Genomic DNA, 19553 nt, shown 5'->3' with positions numbered 1-19553 from the left:
ATGGCCCGCTTTTGGCGAAGAATTGCGCTATTCTGGCATGAATTTCGCAATTGTCGTAAATATGGCGCAAGCATCAGGCCAGACACCATTCGCGCCAAGGCCGAAGACCTTGGGCATCTGGCGGAACTGGCCGGAAGAAGCATTGCGCTGACGGAAGCGGAATCGCTCCATCTGGCGCAGCTGGAGCGGGAAATGCGCAGCCTTGTGCAGATGACCCGCCAGACCTCGTTTTGCACCATCCCGGCAGAAAAACGCCGCGATCTGCACGACAGCCTGGCGCAGGCCAGGGAAAAGCTGCTCGATTCCATGCAAAATGCATGTCTGGCCTCGGAGAAAACGCAATGAACCATCTGTATACCCGGTTTTGCGGCTTGGGCGGCGCGGTGTCGCGCCAGCGCGGGCCTCTTGCGCTGGTGCTGGTCACAGCTACGATTCTGGCAACGCTTTTGTTCACGCTCCTCGGCGGCTGTTCTTCGCCGCCGGACGACAGCCGCAGGTCGGTGAGCGTCACTGGCGACTTCGGTACGCCTTTTCAGTTTCAGATAAACAACTTTGTGCGCCGTCAGCCTCCTGCCATTTACGTGGCGCCGCAGATGGTTCTGGGGAGGCGACCCCGCGCCCTGTTCGTGCCCTTGCGTGCCACGCAGCAGATAGCCAATGCCGTGAGCTTCAGCGAGATGCTTTCGCGGCAGGTCTGGCAGGTCTGGCTTTCGCTCAATGCCTTTCAGGCTCTTGAGTATGCGCCGCAGGGCGCGCCGTACGAACCCTCCCGTGCCATAGCCCTGGCCCGCCAGCGCGGCGCGGAAATGGTGGTCGGGGGGTACATCAATCACTACATGGACGGCGGCAGCACTGGCTCCAGTTCGCTTTCGCTGGCTATGGAAGTCTATGACGCGCGCTCCGGCACCTTGCTCTGGTCCATGGCGCAGGGCGGGCTGATGGAAGCCCGGCAGGTGCATGATTTTTATCTTTTCTCCATCAGGGAGCGCAACCCCGGCGACCCATCGGGCTTTATCGCCCGCTCGCTGGCGTGGGATATGGGTCGCGAAGTTCTGGCCTGGGTTGATCCTTCGTCCAAGGAAAAGTCGTTCTGGGATACGGTATTTGGCTCCAAGGCCTTTTAGGCGTATACCAATCCGTTGCCGTCCCTCATATGACGCAGTGATTGTACTTTTTTGAACTTTCTGCGGAGTGGGCAACTGTAGCGTCAGGTTAGCTTTGTGGGTGTGTTTGCCGTGTAAAAAAGAATACTGCCAGCAATATCTGACAGATAAAGTTTGTGGTGCGGCTTTGCCATTCTGTCTTTTGATTTTTTCGGTAAGGCAGTTTTGCCGCCGCCGATATGTTACAGCCCGCCATGCGGGTTTTGCCGTCAAGCTGGAGCGGGGCAGTGATGCCCCGCTCCTAACTTTTTGAGTGGTAAGGAAAAAGCTCTGTTTGACGAAGCTATTGTCACAGGGTAAGTAATAAGAAATACTAGGGCTGTTCACTCCGTCACAAGCAGTTTGCGCGCTGCGTCACCGCGGCCGCATCCGTCTTGGCTCCGGCCTTTTGCCAGCAAAAGGCCGCATAGGTAGGCGGGAACAGTTCCTTGCCGATCATTCCCCCAATGGATTTGGCTGAATGGGAAGCGGCAGAAAGGAGATCCGCCGTGTGCGCGAAGATGCAAGGTATTTATTTTGACAAGCAGGACAGGGACATCCTGGCTCTGGTCAACCGTATTCTGGAATCCGATGGCAAACAGTCGGACACATTTCTTTTTGATCCCAGCCTGCACCCGCACGGCATCAAGGAACTGGTGGCATCGCCTGTTTCGCGCATGGCTTATGCCGTTATAAACCTGCTGCGGAACCTTCAGGCAGGCCGTACACAGGCTCGCGACCGCCTGCTTGCCCTCAAGACCCTGTATGATGAAGTGCTCAACAGCGCCCATTCGGCCCTGCGTCGCAACACCGCGCGCGCCCTCATGCAGATCATGAAGAGCATGGTGCGCGCCCACGGCAACCAGCTTGAGCAGCTCAAGCTGGCGCACGATTTTCGTCGCACCGTGCAGGGAACGCCGCGCGTGGTGCGCCGCATGCTTGCGCGCTATCATCTGCCTGAAATGCCCGAAAGCTGGAATCAGCTCGCTTTTGACGACCATGTGTATGACGCCAATACCAAGGGCCGCAAAACACCCACCCACCTGATCATGGACGCATGGATCAAGGGGATGCGTTCCCTTACTGTTGCCTATGAATACTGGGTGCAGCCCGAGGCAGCGCGCGAAATTCTGCGCGCAGCGGAAATCACCGGCATCGGCGTGCGTATTGGTCTGGAATTTCATCTGCCTTTTTACGGGCGCTTCATCAGTCTGTTCTGGATTCCTCGTGGTTTCAGCTCCAACGAGGATTTTCTGGAGTTTTTGCACAGCCCCAAGGTTGCCGAACTCATGAAGCGGGGCCGCGAGGTGCTGCGCTGGCGTCGTGAACGCGTGCTCGAAAGCCTTGCGCTCTGGAACGAAATCCAGCGCCCGCAGCTTGAAGCCCAGTGGGGAGTGCCTGTGCCGGAATTGACCGGCGAGGGTTTTTCGCGGCATGTGGGCCGGGGGCAGGCCTCTGGACTGCATCTTGCCGAGGCGCTGCATGCGCATGTGCAGCCCTCGCTGCGTGAACGCGCAGCCCTGTTGCTTGAGAGCGATAGCGAAGAGGCCAGGGCCGAACTGGTTTTTCTGGACAACCTGAGCGCTGAATACATCGCCGATCACTGGCTTTCGCCCCAGGAACACCCGGAAATGCCCGACCTCAACAAGCCCTGCGCGCACGGCGACCTGCCGCCGCTCATGCAACTCTCTGTGGGCGACATTACCCGCGAGCTTTCGGAACTGAACCCCGGCTACCGCCTTGTGCTGACCACCAAGGGGCTGAGCGTGGAAGACGTGGCGGAGCTTTTGTGGGACAGCCGGGGCAGCATCAGCCATCTGGAAATTTTCAACATGCGCGGCTGGATGGAAGGCAAGCACTCCTGCCTCAAGGCCATCAGCGAGTTGCAGCAGGCCCTCAATGAAGGGCTTGGCCCGCGTGTGAAGCAGATGATCCGCACGATGGTGCGCCGTATGAGCACCCAGGATGAGGAGCGCGCGGCAAAGTTCCGCCATATTCTGCACAACGTGCCGAAATTGTGGGAGCACTATCGCAACAAGCCCCTTGGTTCACGCCTTGGTACAAGCTCGGTGAGCCGCGATTCCTATGGTATGGGGTTTGTGCTGCGCGAAACCCTGCCTGCCCGCAGCCGCAAATTTTATGCAAGGGATCAAAAACAGCCGGATATTCCCGTGTGCTCGCCGGTTGAAGAATGCGTGCGTTACAGCAAACCCCGCAATCCTTCGCCCTGGCAAAAGGCCTTGCGGCTGTTGCGCCATCTGCCGGGCTGCCGCCATCTGGGTATGGAACGCCAGTCTGTCTGGAAGACCGCCAGCGTGGACTTTCGCATCTGCACCAAGGGCAACGTGCTCAATCTTGGCGGTTTGAGCCTTGCCTGCGGCAACGGCCTTTTGGGCAAAGCCTGCGAAAAGGGCAGCAGCGAACCTCTGGGGCCAGCCTACTTTAACAGTTCTGTAAGCAATTGCCTCAAGGTGCTCATGGGCTTCTGCCCTGCGTTTTTTTCCTTTATGTATACGCAGAACTGGTGGTTCCTCGCCTGGTGCGGCACCTTTATCTGGTTTGGCATTACGGGATTCCGCAACGTGGTGCAGATGGTCATGGCTGCCAAGGGGGCAACGCGTTCCACGCTCATTCACTGGAAAGATCAGGTCAACGTAAGCCGCTTGTGCGATTCGCTCATGTTCACGGGTTTTTCAGTGCTGCTGCTTGAAATGCTGGTGCGTGTGCTGCTGCTCGACAAAACACTCGGCATTACAGCAGCCCAGAACCCCTGGATGGTGTTTGGCGTGCTCAGCCTTGTTAATGGCATCTATTTGTGCGCGCACAATGTGTTTCGCGGCTTTCCCAAAGAGGCATCCATCGGCAATCTGTTTCGCAGCCTTCTGGCCATCCCGGTGTCGTCGCTGTACAACTGGGTGCTGTATCAGGTGGCCTTTCTGCTGGGAGTGGATAATCCGGCCATGTATCTTGTGCCGAGCGCCGCGGTTATTTCCAAGATGGCCTCGGATTCGGTTGCCGCTCTCATTGAGGGTTATGCCGACAGCCAGGTGAACCTGCGCATGCGCAGATGGGATTATCGCAGCAAGCTTGCCAATGTTTTTGACTGCTACACGCGCCTGGAATTGCTGTTTCCTGACGAAGACGCTCTTATCAAACTGGCAAAATCCGGCGGCTTGCAGGGCAGCGGCGGGGTGATGGGCAAGGAGCTTGAACGGGCTTTCATCATTAACGCCCTTGACCTCATGTATATATGGTTCTATCAGCCCCGCGCGCAGGATGCCTTCCGGCAGATTGCCAGGGCCATGCCCGAGGCTGACCGCAACGTGCTTGCGCGGGCGCAGCTTGTGCTGACGCGTGAGCGCGAGGTCAGCCAGATGCTGGTGGACGGATTGCTTGGGCGTAATTTCTCCCGGCCACTGGCTTTTTATCTCGATAAGCGTAAAGAATATCTGAGGCGGCTAAGCCGTCTGTGTCGCCCCGGAAAAATGCGGGAACCGGGAACGTTCTAAGCCATTGCGGTTGCAGTTGGCGCCAGGAAGCCAGATATAGGCCAAACGGCAGCAAGAGAACAGATGATGCCTGCTGCGCAGGCATCATCTGAATAAATCATACAGCGGGCGCTGGCAGTTGCCTTTGCGCCGGGCACAAGGCGCTCCTGCCTGACAGGCAGCGCCAGCACACACCGGAAGTATGGGAACGACGCGGTTCCCGTCTTCAAACCACCGTTGCAGGTTCACCTGCTCCGGTGGTTTTTTTGTTGTTGTGGCAAAAGTACAATGCAAAACGGTTAGTCATCTGTTTTTTCACGGTTTTATTTTAAGCGGGTGCATTGTGTGGTCAATCAATCAAAGGTGTGCTTGTGCAAAAAATAATTTTACACTCTAGTTGCTTGTGCAAAAAAGAACTTTTGAATGTGAAACTAAAAGGAAAAAAAGAACTAACTAAATGCTTTGTTATGCTTGCATTGGCTTTTTATATGGTATATTTTTTCCCACAGGAGTCTTTCATACTTACGACAGAGCATTTCACACTGATATCGTTCTGTATAACAAAAGGAGTTACGAATGAGTACGGATCTTAAGAGCATGCATATGGGTCAGATCACCTCGTTCTTTATCCCCAACGTCACCCTGGTGGGCGAGGGATGTTCCAAAGAGATTCCTGCTCGATTGAAGAGCATCAATGGTGCGAAGCCGCTGGTTGTAACTGACCAGGGTATCGTTAATGCCGGCATCCTTAAAGTGATCACCGACATCCTTGATGCCGCCAAGATGAAGTATGCCATATACGATAAGACCATCCCGAACCCCACGGACAAAAACGTTGCAGAAGCTTTTGACCTGTACAAAAAGGAAAAGTGCGACAGCATCGTTACCCTTGGCGGCGGCAGCTCGCATGACTGCGGCAAGGGCGTAGGCTTTTTGGCTGGCAACGGTGGCAAGATTCATGACTATGAGGGCGTGGACAAGTCCAAAAAGCCCTTCCCCCCGTATGTTGCTGTTAATACCACCGCTGGCACCGCCTCTGAAATGACGCGTTTCTGCATCATCACCGATACCTCCCGCAAGGTGAAAATGGCCATTGTTGACTGGCGCTGTACCCCCAGCGTGGCCATTGACGATCCCGTTCTGATGATGGGCATGCCCCCGGCCCTGACCGCGGCCACCGGCATGGACGCCCTGACCCACGCTGTGGAAGCCTATGTTTCCACCGCCGCCACGCCCATGACCGATGCCTGCGCTGAAAAGGCCATGGAATACATCAACCGTTACCTGCGCCGCGCCGTTGCCAACGGCCGGGACAAGGAAGCCCGCGAAGGCATGTGCTATGCCCAGTATCTGGCTGGTATGGCTTTCAACAACGCCAGCCTCGGCCACGTGCACGCCATGGCTCACCAGCTTGGCGGCTTCTATGACCTGCCCCACGGCGAATGCAACGCCATCCTGCTGCCCCATGTGTGCGAATACAACCGTATCTCTAGCCGCCGCCGCTTTGGCCGCATTGCCCAGCTCCTGGGCGAACTCACCCAGGGCATCAGCGCTGACGAAGCCTCGCGCAAAGCCATCACCGCCATCAACATCCTGTCCAAGGACGTGGGTATCCCTGATGGCCTGATCGCCCTTGGCAAGAAGTACGGCAAGGAAGTACGCGAAGCCGATATCCCCACCATGACCGCCAACGCCCAGAAGGACGCCTGCGGCCTTACCAACCCCCGCTCCATGACGGATGCGGCTGTGGCGGCTATCTACAAGGCGGCCCTGTAATACAGTGTCCTCCAGAATGTAGGCCGTTTGCCTGATGCCCCCGGTGGGGCAGGCCATTGGCAGACATCGTGGTATGAAAAACGGCGCGGGCTTTCCGCGCCGTTTTTCTTGCTTTGCGTTGTGGTTTACGCCCCTCAGTACCGAGTGCCTGACAGCAGTATGAAATGAAAAAACGATGTGGCTTTGCTCCACGACGCAAAAAGCGGCATGGAAACCATGCCGCTTTTTGCGTGGTAAGGCAGCCCATGCCCGAGGGGCGGTGGCTCAGGGGCGGATGACTTTGTCCGCCAGATCAAGGCTGGTGACAATATCGAGCATATTTGAGGTATCGCCCACTTGCTTGGCTTCCAGCAGGCCAAAGTGCGCAAGGCAGGTGCCGCACACAAGCACAGAAACGCCATCGGCTGCCATCTTTTTCAGGGCGTCCAGCGCAGGGCCAGGCTGTGATGCCAGCTTGACGCCGCCGTTGATCAGCACAATACGCCACAGGCGAGGTCCTAGCTCCGGCAGGGTTGCCACAAAATTGCCCATGAGTTTTGCGCCCAGCCCGTCATCGCCACGGCCAATGGTCTCAGTGGTGATGAGCACCAGCGTCTTGTTGGTTTCGCCCAGAGGGCGGGATGCTTCCTCTGCCTGCTGCGGGGTGGATACCGCAGATTCACCGGCACTTGCCGTGATGCGCCAGCAGTCGGGGCCTTCCTGGCTGGCGGCAACCGTAAAGCCCCGACCCTCCAGAAAACGTCGCACGTTTTCCCGCGCGGGCTCATTATCTACCAGTACTTCAAGGGCATTTGTTCCTGCTGCCAGGGCATCGCGGGTGCGCATGACGGGCTGGGGGCAGGCCAGCCCTCTGCAATCTAATTGTTCCATGAATATTCTCCTGTTCATGATATACGAGATTTACAACTATTAGGGGTAAGGGTAGTTAGAAAAAAGCCGATAAGCAAGATAAACTAAGGTAGGCATATATGGGCATTGCGCTTCAGGTAGTAATCATTGCCGCTTTGGGCGGTTTGGCCGTTTTTGGCGGTATACAGGGTATGAGCTGGCTGGTAGTCGGCATTATTTTTGTCTGCGCCGGTGCAAACATCTGGCTCTGGCTGAGTGGGCGTTCCCGCGCTGCCCGTCTGGCGCAGTATCTCGACGCTCAGGCTTCAGCGCCTGCGGCTGATGGCGATGTGGAACAGCGGGCCATGCAGTGCATTGAAAGCCTGCGCGAAACGCTGAAAACCAAGGCGGACGCTCAGGTTGTGGAATCCTTGCAGGCGCAGAACAGCGAACTTGCCAAGCAGCTCAAGGAGTCTGAGGAACTTGTCGTAACTTTGCGCAAACGGCGTGAAAAGGGCATTATTGCCCTGCACAAGGCCCATTCGGTGTGCACCAGACTTTCTGGCGACATGCGCAAGCTTGCCAGCCTCATTACGGACGTAAATGGCGGCGTTGCCGTGCAGCGCGACAGACTTGTGGAAACAGGCGCGGCTATGGAGCGCGTGGCCGATTCTGCCAGTCAGGCCTCCCTGCGTGTGCGTGAACTCTCGGAAAACGCCCAGAATTCAAGCGCCAGCGCCGCCACGGGCGAACAGGAAGTGGAAGGCGCAGTTGGCTCCATTGACAGTGTGCGCGACACCATCGTGCAACTCAAGGAAGCCATGGCCGGGCTGGGCGAAAAAGCCAGCAATATCGGTCAGGTCATGAGCGTCATCAACGAAGTGGCAGATCAGACCAATCTGCTGGCCCTCAACGCCGCCATTGAAGCGGCGCGCGCTGGCGAGGCCGGGCGCGGATTTGCCGTGGTGGCCGACGAGGTGCGCAAGCTGGCTGAAAAAACCATGGGCGCCACCAAGGAAGTCGAGGAGGCCGTAAAGGCCATTCAGGATGAAACCCGGCGCAATGTGCTGACTGTGGACAAGGCCGCGCAACTGAGCGTGGACGCGGCAGACAAGGCCACCAATGCCGGTGATGTGATGCGTGCTATTCTGCAGAGCATGGCGGATACCGCCGGGCACCTCGCCAGCATCGCTGCCGGTGCCGCTGAGCAGTCCGAGCAGAGCACTGGAACCAGCGGCGCGCTGGAAGAAGTCCGAGAGGTGGCAGAAAGCACCTCCAAAAACATGGAGATGTTTACGGCCTCGCTGCTGACCTTCCAGAGCGGCATGGAAGAGCTGGATATGATCGTCAACGCGCTTGTTGCAGGCGATTTTGACCAGGCCCTCTCCGACAAGTTTGTGGAGTGGACGCCCAAGCTTGAGCTGCACGTCCCCCTGGTGGACAGAGAACACAAACTGCTGGTGGAGTATATCAACGAACTGCATCAGGCCATGACGCATAACAAGCCCGTGTCTGAAATGATCGGTGTGCTCAAAAAACTGCGCGATTACACGGCCACCCATTTTGGCGATGAAGAAAAACTGTTCAATGTCCCCGCCTACAAGGCAGCAGCGGAACACATGAAGATCCATAAAAAGTTTGTTGCCAAGCTGGATGAAGTGGAAGAGCAGTTGCGTATGGGCACCGCCACCGTGAGCATGGATTTGCTGACCTTTCTCAAGGATTGGCTGGTACAGCACATCATGGGCACTGACCCCACCTATCTGCCCTACCTCAAGCCCGAGGACAAGGAACCAGCGTAAAACCGTCAGTCATGAAAATCGAAGATGTTTTGTGCAAGCAAAGAAGCCCCTTTCGGGGCTTCTTTGCTTGTGTGCAGGGCTTGCAGAAAAAGGGGCCGTCACGCCCGGGCTTGCGTGATGGCCCCTGTGCGCAGATGGCGCGTCAGACTACTATCTGTTGTTGCCCAGTTTCACTGGGGCTTACTGCCATCGTTTGATGCTGGGATAAAATTTCAGGGCAGGACTGCGAAAGAGCCTTCCCTCATAAATATCCTGATGCTCGTCTGTCCTATGCGGGCCAGCTGCCCTCTCGCAGCCTGCGCATGCCTTCCTCTCCCACATAGCGGCGCAACTGTTTGTCGGGCGCGTTGAGCAGATCCACCACCAGCAGGGCATCAAGGGTGCCAAAGGTTCTGTCTTCGTGAAAGGCGGCAATGCGCCCGCCCAGTTGCAGGTAGTGTTTAAAAAGTATGGGCAGGGTGCGCCCCCCCTCCATCTGCCGCACCAGCGCGTTGACGGACTTGTAATCAAGGTGCTGGGCAAAGGGCAGTTCTTCGCGCAGTTTGCGGGGCTGTTTGCCACGTACCATGCTTGCCAGGGGGGTATCCCAATGGCGCAGGCGCAGGTGCCGCCAGAGCAGGTCTACCGATTGCGGACGATAGTTGAGGCCAATGCTGGCAGGGCCAAAAAGAGTACGCACGCCATTGCGCAGGGCCATCTGCCCAATGCCCTTCCACAGCAGAAGCAGGGGCGTGTAATCGCGCTGGTATTCGGGGCAGACAAAGGCGCGCCCCAGTTCCAGTGCATTACCGCACTGGCGGAAAAATTCCGGCTCGTATTCAAAGAGCGAGGCAGTATAGAGGCGTTTTTTGTCATACTGCCAGGTTCCTTCTGGTCGTACCACGCGTGCCCGGTATGAACCGGCAATGTTTTTGCCTTCTTCGTCCATGAGCAGAAGGTGTGAATACAGGGGGTCGTAGCGGTCGGTATCCCGCGCCTGTCCCGATCCTTCACCCAGCGCGCGGAAGGCCTCTTCGCGCCTTCTGGTCAGTTCGTCCAGCAGCAGGGGTGATTCGTCGCCCTCAAGCAGATAGACGCAGTAGCGGCCTTCGCGGGCCAGCATGCGGTTTTCCGGCAGGGCGGCAAGGCTGACCATTATATCCATCTTGGCAGCGGCAGGGGCCAGGGGCTGGCAGTTGGCTGCGTGCCCGGCTGCGCCGTGTTCAGAGCCTAGGGCAGAACGGCAAAGCCCCAGACAGTGGGTGCGCTGCTCATGGTTCAGCCCCGTCAGAATTTCTGCGGGGATGGCCTCGCCCACGATCATGCGGGCAGTGCTTCCCCGTTGTTTGAACAAGGTATTGGGCAACAGGGCCTCGCCCACGTTCTCCTTGAGCGCTGTTGCGGCGATAAAGAGGGGATTCTGCCGTACGGACATATGCAGGGGGACAAAATTCAGGCCGGGGATATCGGCATTGCGACCGCCAAGCCTGCTGAGCAGGCGTGACCATGGCTGTTCCGCAATGCCGCGTCCAAATTGCCAGCGGGCTACGCTCCCGGAAGGGAAAATACCCAGTGCTCCGCCCGATCGCAGGTGGGTCATGGCAGTGCGCAGCACCGCGGCGTTGGCGGCTGCGCCGCCAGAAAGATTCAGGGGCAGCAGCATGGGGGCAAGCTGCGCCAGTTGGGGAATGCGCAGCAAGGCATCGCTGGCAAGAATTTTGAGATCGGGACGTGCCTTGCCGCAGAGGGCTGCAAGCATCAACCCTTCAAGCGCGCCGGAGGGATGGTTGGCAAAAAGCACCACCGGCCCCCGGGCAGGGATGCGCTCCAGATCGCCGCGCAGGCATTCCGTATGCACATCCAGCGCGGTGAGGCAGGCGGTGGCAAAGGTTTGAGGATCGCCGCACTGGGGCAGTGTGTCGGCCATCTTTTCCAACCGGGCAAAACCCGAAAGCTGACGGGCCAGGGCGCGGGCCAGCCGCCCGACGCTTCTGACCAGCGGGCGGCCAGGTGCAAGGGGTAAAATATCAGCATTGCCGGGCATGGGGATTCTCCTGTGCTTGGGCTGGGCATGCGCGTGGGCGCATGCTCGGCTGGTTCCGTTTTCTGCGTCTTGTGGTGCGCCGGTCCGGGCGATGGTAAAATTCGGGAGCCTAGCAGTATTCGGCGCACACTTCCTGAGGAAGCGGCGTTGCCTTCATCTGGATCATGTTTGTGCGCAGGTCGTTTTCAATGTTCTGCTGGCATTCGCAGCAACGTGTCGCCCCTGGGGCGGCCATAAGGCGGGCAATGGGGATCTCCTCGCCGCATTCTTCGCAGCGGCGGGGGCCGCCGTGCCGCAGGAGCGCCACAAGGCTCTGGAGTTCACGGATGCGTTGGGAACTGCGGCGGGCGCTGCAATGGGCTATGTGGGCCGCCTCAAGATGGCTGGCCGCGTCCAGTTCGTCCGCGCAGTGCTGGGCCTGAAAAACATCGCGCAGCAGGGTGAGACGGTGCATTTCTTCGTTCAGTTCGCCCTGAAGACGCTGCAAAGTGTGCAAATTGTCCATGTCTGCCTCCTTCGGAGAATTTCCGATGGTTGAACTGTTGCTCTTTGGGCATCATGAGTGTGCTGGTTTGCGTTATGGTGACGCCCATGTGAATTTGTGCGTCATGTTAGCGGCAAAGTGGTGGAGGCGGAGTCTGTGCTTTCTGAACAGGCTTCACTCAGGGGAAGATTTGTTGACAGGGGGGTGTTTGTGCAATAATTTTCTCATGCGTATAATTTATCATCATGATGTAGCCAGGGAGGAAGTTGTGTCCGAATATAGAAAGCCCTCAACGTTAGAGCGGTTTATCCCTATTGTGGACTTTCTGGGCGCTTTTTTGGGTGCTGACTGTGAAGTCGTGCTGCACGATGCCACCAGGCCGGACAGCTCTGTACTTGCGATAGCCAACAGCCATATAAGCGGACGCCGCGTGGGATCGCCCATTACGGATATGGCGTTACGCCTTATCAAGGACGGCACCTGGATGACCGCGCCTTTTATTACGGGCTATAAAACGCAGAGCAAGGACGGTCGTCAGCTTCATTCGGCAACGTATTTTATCCGTGAAGACGATGGTTCATTGGCTGGGATGTTATGCCTCAACATGGATGCGGCCCCGCTGATTGAGGCGCGCGATCTGCTTGATCGCTTCATATCGCGGGCGCGAATGGAAAAGCCCAGGTCGGACGCTGAAAATGGACATCCTCTTGAAACATTTGCTGAATCGCTGGAAGACCTGACCAGCAGCATTATCCAGCAGGCGGTGAATGGCGCGGATATCCCGCCGGATCGCATGACGGCAGATGAAAAAATAGCTATTGTACGCACCCTTAACGAAAAGGGCGTGTTTTTGCTTAAAGGCGCTGTGGCGGTTGTGGCGCGCCATCTGGCAGCGTCAGAGGCCACCGTTTACAGGTATTTGCAGCGGGTTTCTTCCTGAGGGTGTTTTCTGTGGTATGATTTTTTTCTATCACGTTGACAAAAAATTATTATCAAGATAATTTTATTTCACTGCGATAGCTGTGCTTGCAGGGCGTATGGTCTCCTTAACGGGGCAGCGCAAAACATCTTGTTTTAACAACTTGTTAAGGAGAATCCGTCAAATGTCTCAGCGTATTGCAACGGAAAAGGCCCCAGCAGCCATTGGCCCGTACTCTCAGGGGATGGTCTGCGGCACCCTTCTTTTTACATCCGGCCAGATACCCGTTGAGCCTTCCACCAAGGCTGTGCCCGATGATGTGGCTGCCCAGGCCCGTCAGTCGCTGGAAAACGTCAAGGCTGTTGTAGAAGCTGGCGGCAGCAGCATGGACCGCGTGGTAAAAACTACGGTGTTTCTGGCTGACATGGGTGATTTCGCCGCTGTAAACCAGGTGTACTCCACCTATTTTGCAGAGCCTTTTCCTGCCCGGAGTTGCGTACAGGTAGCGGCCTTGCCTCTTGGAGTAAAGGTCGAGATTGAAGCAGTCGCCGTCCTGTAGACGTAAGTGGGCTTAGCTGTCTGAGCATCGGCGGCATGGGGCCGCTGAACGGTACTTCATCGTCAGGAGACACCACATGTCCAAGAGCAAGAACGAATTCGGCCTTATCCTCAAGCTGCTGGCAGGCATTGTCATTGGCGCACTGATCGGTTTTGCGGCCAATGAAAATGTCATGCAGGTTGTAATGTCTCTCAAGTATGTTCTGGGCCAGATAATCTTTTACACCGTGCCGCTCGTTATCATTGCGTTTATTGCGCCTGCCATTACCCGGCTTGGACAGAACGCCAGCCGCATGTTGATTGCGGCGCTGGTCATTGCTTACATTTCTTCAGTAGGCGCGGCCACCATGTCTTGCCTCGCCGGATACGCCATCATCCCCCATCTGTCCGTTCCCACGGCGGTGGCTGCCCTGCATCCTCTGCCTGATGTGCTCTTCAAGCTGGATATCCCCCCGGTCATGCCAGTCATGACAGCCTTGGTAACGGCTGTTCTTATTGGCATAGCGTCGCTGTGGACGCGCGCTGAAATCATGGTGCGCCTGCTGGACGAGCTGGAAGCGATCATGCTCAAGATCGTGAGCAACGTGGTCATTCCCCTGTTGCCGCTCTTTATTGCCGCCACCTTTGCCGGACTTGCCTACGAAGGCAGCCTCACGCGGCAGCTTCCCGTATTCTTGAAAGTTATCATTCTCGTGTTGCTCGGGCACTACATCTGGCTTGCCGTGCTGTACTCCATTGCCGGTATTGTGTCTGGTCGCAATCCCCTTGAGGTGCTGCGCCACTATGGCCCGGCCTACCTTACTGCTGTTGGCACCATGTCCAGCGCGGCGACGCTGCCGGTTTCCCTTTCCTGCGCATCGCGGTCTTCCGTGCTTTCCAAAGAAATGGTGGAGTTCGCCGTGCCCCTTGGGGCGACAATCCATCTCTGCGGTTCCGTGCTGACGGAAACTTTTTTTGCCATGACCATTTCCATGTTGCTGTATGGTTATTTGCCCAGCCCGGCGACAATGGCGGTATTCATTGCCCTGTTTGGGGTGTTTGCCATCGGTGCCCCGGGCGTGCCTGGCGGTACAGTAATGGCTTCTCTTGGCATTGTGGTGAGCGTGCTTGGTTTTGATCCTGCCGGGGTGGCCTTGCTGCTGGCCATATTTGCCCTGCAGGACAGCTTTGGCACAGCCTGCAACGTTACCGGCGATGGCGCAATGGCCCTGATGCTGGAAGGCCTTTTCAACCGGTCAAAAGGCAAGGTCAGCCAAGCCTGAAAATCATGAATATAACAACCCCCTGCAATAAATGCGAGGAAGCATACATGCCCAATTCCCAGTGGCCCCGTTTTATTGAACTGCTGCATAAGGAAGTAGTGCCCGCTCTAGGTTGCACAGAGCCAGTAGCCGTGGCGCTGGCTGCTGCCCATGCCGTTGAGGCCCTGGGTTGCCAGCCCGAGAACATAAAGGTGCTCGTTAGCGGTAATTTGCTGAAAAACGGCATGGGTGTTGGTGTGCCCGGCACCGGTGCCACGGGCATGAATATTGCCGCTGCTGTCGGGGCGATTGGCGGAAAGGCTGCGCGCGGGCTTGAAGTGCTGGCGGAGCTTACGCCCGAACAGGCCGAAGCGGGCCGCAATATGGTCGAAGCCGGCCGCGTCCATGTGGGCATTGCCGAAGGCTCGCCCCTGCTGTACGCGGAAGTTCTCGTGGAAGGCGGGGGGCATACAGGCCGGGCTGTGCTTGAGCATGAGCACACCAACATTGTGCGTATTGAGCGCGATGGAAAGGTGCTGTTCAGCCGCGAGCAGCCAGATGACGCAACCACTGCAAAAAGTGAAGAATGGCCGCTGTCCATTGCCGCCATTCATGAGTTTGCCACGCAGGCGCCTTTTGAAGACATCAGCTTTATTCTTGAAGCCGCGAGGCTCAACGAAGCGGTGGCTCTGGAAGGCCTGGCCCGGGAATACGGCCTGCAGGTAGGACGCACCATTGATGGCAATATCCGCAAACGTCTTATGTCCGACGATGTGACCACCCTGGCGGTCAAACTGACGGCTGCCGCTTCCGATGCGCGCATGGACGGCGTGATGATGCCTGTGATGAGCAATTCCGGCAGCGGGAATCAGGGCATAACCTGCACCATGCCGGTGGTGGCCTTTGCCATGCGGCTGGAAGCAGGGGACGAGGCCCTGGCAAGGGCACTGATCATGAGCCACCTTACCTCAATTCACGTCAAGCATCGTCTGGGGCGGCTTTCGGCTTTATGCGGCGCTACGGTTGCCAGCATGGCCTCCGCCTGCGGTATTGTAATGCTGCTTGGCGGCGGGATAGAGCAGATTGACCGTACCATCCGCAATATGGTGGGCAACGTGGCGGGCATGATCTGCGATGGCGCCAAGACCGGTTGCGCCATGAAGGTCGCTTCGGCGGTGGGCGCGGGCGTGCAATCTGCCATGCTGGCTATGGATGGCATGGGCGTAACCCGCAATGAAGGCATTGTTGAAGACGATATTGAACAATGCATTGCCAATCTGGCCCGGCTGGGCTGCGACGGTATGGCTCAGGCCGACCGCGTGGTGCTGGACATCATGGTGGCGAAAAGCTGAGTTTGCTGTAGCGGCATTCCCTCAGTAGCAAAAGGCCAGAACTGAGCTGCAAGGGTCCCTTCCTGTCGTTGCCTTTACCAGTAATGGATAGGGTGCGTGGAAGGGGCCTTTTTTGTGATGCGGCAAATCCGCAATCTGTTCAATGAGTTCTGTCTGCGTTGCCTACTTCAGTACGCAAAAGCCCGCCCCGCAATGCGGGACGGGCTTTATATCAGGCTTTATCGGCGGATTGCCGCAGCGGCCTACTTGCCGCAGAAGGACAGAAAGTAGCTGTGCATGCGCGTGTCTGGCGTAAGCTCGGGGTGGAAGGACGTGGCCAGAATATTGTTCTGGCGCACGGCTACTGCCTGACCGTTAACCTCCGCCAGCACCTTTACGCCCGCGCCCACGCCGGTAATGACAGGAGCGCGAATGAAAACCGCCGGGAGGGGGTCTGCCCCGATCTCGGGTATGCTCAGATTGGTTTCAAAGCTGTCCACCTGCCTGCCAAAGGCGTTGCGGCGCACGGTGGCGTCAAGCACGCCGAGGCGTGGCTGGTCTGAGTTTTCAATGTCGCGGCACAGCAGTATAAGCCCGGCGCAACTGCCGTAAACGGGCATGCCGTCGAGTATGCGCTGGCGCAGGGGCTCAAGCATGTTCCATTCGTTAAGCAGTTTGCCGATGGTGGTGCTTTCGCCGCCGGGAATGATCAGGGCATCAATGCCCTCGATATCCTTGAGCTGGCGCACCTCGCGGGCCGTCGCGCCAAGGCTGGCAACAGCGGCCACATGCTCGCGAAAGGCTCCCTGAAGAGCCAGAACGCCTACGCAAAGCTGCGACATTACCAACCCCGTTCCTGCATGCGTTCGGCAGAAGGAATGGTGGAAATTTCAATGCCCACCATGGGTTCGCCCAGATCGCGGGAGATTTCGGCCAGCATGGCGAAATCGTTGTAGTTGGTCACGGCCTGCACAATGGCCTTGGCGCGCTTGGCCGGGTCGCCGGATTTGAAGATGCCGGAGCCAACGAACACGCCGTCGCAGCCGAGGTGCATCATCATGGCGGCGTCAGCGGGGGTGGCGATGCCGCCAGCGGCAAAGTTCACCACGGGCAGGCGGCCTTCCTTGCGAACGGCGTAGCACACTTCAAGAGGAGCGCCGATTTCTTTGGCGTAGTTGGCAACTTCGGCTTCGGGCAGGCTGCACAGCTTGCGCACGTCGTCCATAACCTGACGGCAGTGGCGCACGGCTTCAACCACGTTGCCGGTGCCGGGTTCGCCCTTGGTGCGGATCATGGCTGCACCTTCGGCGATGCGGCGCAGGGCTTCGCCCAGATTGCGGCAGCCGCACACGAAAGGCACGGTAAAATCGCGCTTGTCGATATGGTACTTGTCGTCAGCGGGGGTGAGCACTTCACTTTCGTCAATGTAGTCGGCGCCCATGGCCTCAAGGATGCGGGCTTCAACAAAATGGCCGATGCGGGCCTTGGCCATGACGGGAATGCTCACCACTTCCATGATGCGCTTGACGATGGTGGGATCGGCCATACGGGCCACGCCGCCTGCGGCGCGAATATCGGCAGGTACGCGTTCCAGGGCCATGACTGCGCAGGCTCCCGCTGCTTCGGCGATTTTAGCCTGTTCGGGAGTGGTGACGTCCATGATCACGCCGCCTTTGAGCATTTCAGCAAGGCCTGTCTTCAGGCGGATGGTGCCCTGTTCCATATCTTTCTACTCCTTCTGAGCCGGAGGCCGGCTGGTGATGATGTCTGCATGCCGCACATGCGGCGGCTTTGCTGGCGTGTATATATGTCAATAAGCCGCACCTGACAATATGATACCTGACATGCTCCGCAGCAGGACATCCCGCCGCAAAAAACTTCCGTCATCGGCCCATGCGGCTTGCGCTTCGGGCGTCCTCTGGCTATGCTTAAGGACTCAAAAGGAAGTATGATGACAGAAAGTTTCCCCATTCTTTTGCCATTGCTTCGCGGCCCACTGCCTTTGCACGCTTTTGAAGCGTCCGCTCAGTCCGGCCAGACCTCTGCCGCCGGAAAAGGATCAGACCCACACTGGGCTGGCGCTTTGCGCCTGTGGCCCGGTCTGCCTGATGCGCCTGCCGAAGGTTTTTTTTGCCCGGATACCTATCCCTTTTCACCCCGCGAGGCCGTGGCCTGCCTTGGCGATCTGCAACAGATGGGCGATGCGGCCCTTTCTGGCCTGCCAGTAGGCGCTGCCGCCGCTGGCAATGTGCGCGCCGCGCGCCGCAGTTCAGAAATGGCCATGCTCTCCGGCCTTGAAAAATCTGATGGCGATGCCGCAGCCGCTCTGGCGGCAGAGGCGGCCCGCAAGGATCTGATTGCGCGCACTCAGGCGCAGAAGACCCTGCTCTGGGTCTGGCAGCAGGAGGAAAGCCTGGCTGATCTGGCGGATCTGACCGCGAGTTTTGCCCAAAATGCAGGCAGCCTGACAGCTTCTCTTGGTGTTGACCCTGATGACGACCTGGCCGGGCTGACGCCGGATGCGCTTACGGGCGATCTGGTGCGCCTTGGTTCGCCCATTGCTCTTGATACTGGTCTTGTGCCGCCGTGGCGGCTGGTAATGGCCAACGCGCTCTATTTTGTGCCGCCCCATGCGCCTATTATTATTGAAGGGGCCATGCGCGAGGACATGTTGGATATGCTGGATTTTGCCCCGGCTCCAGAGCATCAGGGCCTGCTGGGCGCGCCGGAATCGGCCCCCGCAGGTGGACCGCTGCCCGTGGTGGTAGAAGCCCGCGCCCCGGGCTGGAAACTGCTTGGGCATACCCGCCCCACAGGGCAGCCGCCGCTTGATGCCGAGCGGGTGTGGATCACCTGGAGGGCCGGATCATGAGCGGTCAGCAGGCGCAGCAGCTCACCGCGCAAGGTTTGTTCCCGCACGGCATTGCTGGCGTGATCTTTGACTGCGACGGCGTGATGATTGATTCGCGCACGGCAAACAACATCTATTACAACCGGGTGCTGGCCTGGTTTGGGCTGCCGCCCATGACGCCGGAACAGGAACACTACAGTTTTATGGCCACATCAGAGCAGGCGCTGCTGCATATTGTGCCGCCGCACCTGCACCACGAGATCGATTACGTCATAAGAAACGAGGTTGTTTACCGACGCGATATTACGCCCTTGCTGCGCTTACAGCCCGGTTTTATGAACTTTATCGGCAATCTGCGGAGCAGGGGGGTGCGCATGGCCGTGCACACCAACCGAAAGCTCGATGGAATACAAACGGTTCTGGACATTTTTTCCCTGCCCTCCTATTTTAATCCTGTGGTCGCGGCGGATACAGCCGCACCCAAGCCTTCGCCCGAGGGTACGCGGCACATATGCGCCGCGTGGCAAAGCCCTCCGCAGCAGGTGCTTTTTGTTGGCGACAGCGAGCACGACAAGGAGGCAGCCCGGGGGGCGGGCGTGATATTTGCCGCATTTAATGGCGGCCCGTTACGGGGAGAGATTACGGCGGCGGATTATCTCGGTCTGCACACAGCGCTGGCCGCAGTGCTGCCGCCTGTTTCCGGCCTGTAAGGCTTGACCCCGTTGCGAATACAAAAGAAAGCCACGCTGGAGGGCGCATGATTGTTGTTGCCAATACCATGAGCGCTATTGCCCTGGTGCTCGGGTCTCTGCTTAGTCTTTATTTCTGGATTGTCATTATCGCGGCTGTGCTCACCTGGGTGCGCCCCGATCCGTATAATCCCATTGTGCGCACCCTGCGCGCACTTACCGAGCCGGTGTTTTACCGTGTGCGCAAGTGGTTGCCGTTTACCTATTCAAGCGGCATGGATTTTTCGCCCGTGGTGGTGCTGCTGGCCATTGAGCTGTTTAACCGGATTGTCATCACCTCGCTGGCCCAGTACGCGATGACGCTCCATTAAAAGAACTGGCGCCGCCGGAGGACTGATTTTTTACGCTGCTCCATGCGGAT

17 protein-coding genes are annotated in these 19553 nt (G+C 57.8%); 12 read left to right on the top strand and 5 right to left on the bottom strand.

What is annotated here, in order from left to right; genetic code table 11:
* The 4 genes from ACUZ9Q_RS11045 to ACUZ9Q_RS11030 all read left to right on the top strand — a co-directional run bounded on the left by ACUZ9Q_RS11045 (position 1) and on the right by ACUZ9Q_RS11030 (position 6406).
* Positions 1–345, top strand: a complete 345-nt coding sequence (locus ACUZ9Q_RS11045) for a hypothetical protein (protein WP_192113391.1) — start codon at positions 1–3, stop codon at positions 343–345.
* Positions 342–1124 (top strand): hypothetical protein, encoded by a 783-nt coding sequence (locus ACUZ9Q_RS11040; RefSeq protein ID WP_225530047.1) that lies wholly within the window; start codon positions 342–344, stop codon positions 1122–1124. Before ACUZ9Q_RS11045 ends, ACUZ9Q_RS11040 begins: the two co-directional genes overlap by 4 nt.
* Before the next feature lie 527 nt (positions 1125–1651).
* Entirely contained in the window at positions 1652–4651 is a 3000-nt protein-coding gene (locus ACUZ9Q_RS11035; RefSeq protein WP_227119245.1) for a hypothetical protein, read from the top strand.
* 555 nt (positions 4652–5206) lie between these two features.
* Complete coding sequence (locus tag ACUZ9Q_RS11030; protein ID WP_192113392.1) at positions 5207–6406, top strand: iron-containing alcohol dehydrogenase; 1200 nt, start codon at positions 5207–5209, stop codon at positions 6404–6406.
* A gap of 264 nt (positions 6407–6670) precedes the next feature.
* Here the strand turns inward: ACUZ9Q_RS11030 and yedF are convergent, their stop codons facing one another.
* Positions 6671–7276 (bottom strand): sulfurtransferase-like selenium metabolism protein YedF, encoded by a 606-nt coding sequence (yedF, locus tag ACUZ9Q_RS11025; protein WP_449247886.1) that lies wholly within the window; start codon positions 7274–7276, stop codon positions 6671–6673.
* Between the two features lie 98 nt (positions 7277–7374).
* On the opposite strand from yedF, the gene ACUZ9Q_RS11020 reads away from it, so the two are divergent.
* Positions 7375–9036, top strand: a complete 1662-nt coding sequence (locus ACUZ9Q_RS11020) for a bacteriohemerythrin (RefSeq protein ID WP_192113394.1) — start codon at positions 7375–7377, stop codon at positions 9034–9036.
* A 268-nt stretch (positions 9037–9304) separates the two neighbouring features.
* Here the strand turns inward: ACUZ9Q_RS11020 and ACUZ9Q_RS11015 are convergent, their stop codons facing one another.
* Together ACUZ9Q_RS11015 and ACUZ9Q_RS11010 are read right to left on the bottom strand one after the other, a co-directional pair.
* Positions 9305–11059, bottom strand: a complete 1755-nt coding sequence (locus ACUZ9Q_RS11015; RefSeq protein ID WP_192113395.1) for a lysophospholipid acyltransferase family protein — start codon at positions 11057–11059, stop codon at positions 9305–9307.
* A gap of 109 nt (positions 11060–11168) precedes the next feature.
* Positions 11169–11564, bottom strand: coding sequence for a TraR/DksA family transcriptional regulator (locus ACUZ9Q_RS11010; protein WP_192113396.1), 396 nt, complete (start codon positions 11562–11564; stop codon positions 11169–11171).
* 247 nt (positions 11565–11811) lie between these two features.
* Here ACUZ9Q_RS11010 and ACUZ9Q_RS11005 point away from each other — a divergent pair, with 247 nt between their 5' ends.
* The 4 genes from ACUZ9Q_RS11005 to ACUZ9Q_RS10990 all read left to right on the top strand — a co-directional run bounded on the left by ACUZ9Q_RS11005 (position 11812) and on the right by ACUZ9Q_RS10990 (position 15613).
* The gene (locus ACUZ9Q_RS11005) at positions 11812–12483 is read left to right on the top strand and encodes a helix-turn-helix transcriptional regulator (protein ID WP_027180974.1); all 672 of its coding nucleotides are present in this window, start codon (positions 11812–11814) and stop codon (positions 12481–12483) included.
* A 163-nt stretch (positions 12484–12646) separates the two neighbouring features.
* Positions 12647–13021 (top strand): RidA family protein, encoded by a 375-nt coding sequence (locus ACUZ9Q_RS11000; protein ID WP_215648043.1) that lies wholly within the window; start codon positions 12647–12649, stop codon positions 13019–13021.
* A 76-nt stretch (positions 13022–13097) separates the two neighbouring features.
* A complete protein-coding gene (locus ACUZ9Q_RS10995; protein WP_215648042.1) occupies positions 13098–14282 on the top strand; it encodes a dicarboxylate/amino acid:cation symporter in 1185 nt (394 codons plus the stop codon).
* 47 nt (positions 14283–14329) lie between these two features.
* Positions 14330–15613, top strand: coding sequence for an L-cysteine desulfidase family protein (locus tag ACUZ9Q_RS10990; protein ID WP_215648041.1), 1284 nt, complete (start codon positions 14330–14332; stop codon positions 15611–15613).
* A 242-nt stretch (positions 15614–15855) separates the two neighbouring features.
* On the opposite strand, the gene pdxT is transcribed toward ACUZ9Q_RS10990, so the two are convergent.
* Both pdxT and pdxS read right to left on the bottom strand, forming a co-directional pair.
* Positions 15856–16434: a pyridoxal 5'-phosphate synthase glutaminase subunit PdxT gene (gene pdxT / locus ACUZ9Q_RS10985; protein ID WP_192113959.1), complete on the bottom strand. Its 579-nt coding sequence runs from the start codon at positions 16432–16434 to the stop codon at positions 15856–15858.
* The gene (gene pdxS, locus ACUZ9Q_RS10980; protein ID WP_192113958.1) at positions 16434–17315 is read right to left on the bottom strand and encodes a pyridoxal 5'-phosphate synthase lyase subunit PdxS; all 882 of its coding nucleotides are present in this window, start codon (positions 17313–17315) and stop codon (positions 16434–16436) included. The genes pdxT and pdxS overlap by 1 nt, the downstream gene beginning before the upstream one ends.
* A 228-nt stretch (positions 17316–17543) precedes the next feature.
* On the opposite strand from pdxS, the gene ACUZ9Q_RS10975 reads away from it, so the two are divergent.
* From ACUZ9Q_RS10975 to ACUZ9Q_RS10965, 3 genes are read left to right on the top strand one after another with little or no spacing between them, the layout of a single operon-like run.
* Positions 17544–18464: a hypothetical protein gene (locus ACUZ9Q_RS10975; RefSeq protein ID WP_449247885.1), complete on the top strand. Its 921-nt coding sequence runs from the start codon at positions 17544–17546 to the stop codon at positions 18462–18464.
* Positions 18461–19153 (top strand): HAD family hydrolase, encoded by a 693-nt coding sequence (locus ACUZ9Q_RS10970; protein ID WP_449247884.1) that lies wholly within the window; start codon positions 18461–18463, stop codon positions 19151–19153. The genes ACUZ9Q_RS10975 and ACUZ9Q_RS10970 overlap by 4 nt, the downstream gene beginning before the upstream one ends.
* A gap of 47 nt (positions 19154–19200) precedes the next feature.
* On the top strand, positions 19201–19503 hold the full coding sequence (locus tag ACUZ9Q_RS10965) for a YggT family protein (RefSeq protein ID WP_192113955.1): 303 nt from the start codon (positions 19201–19203) through the stop codon (positions 19501–19503).
* Positions 19504–19553: the final 50 nt, after the last annotated feature.

Source organism: Desulfovibrio desulfopostgatei (genome assembly GCF_053570645.1).
This window is presented reverse-complemented; position numbering and strand designations above follow the sequence as displayed.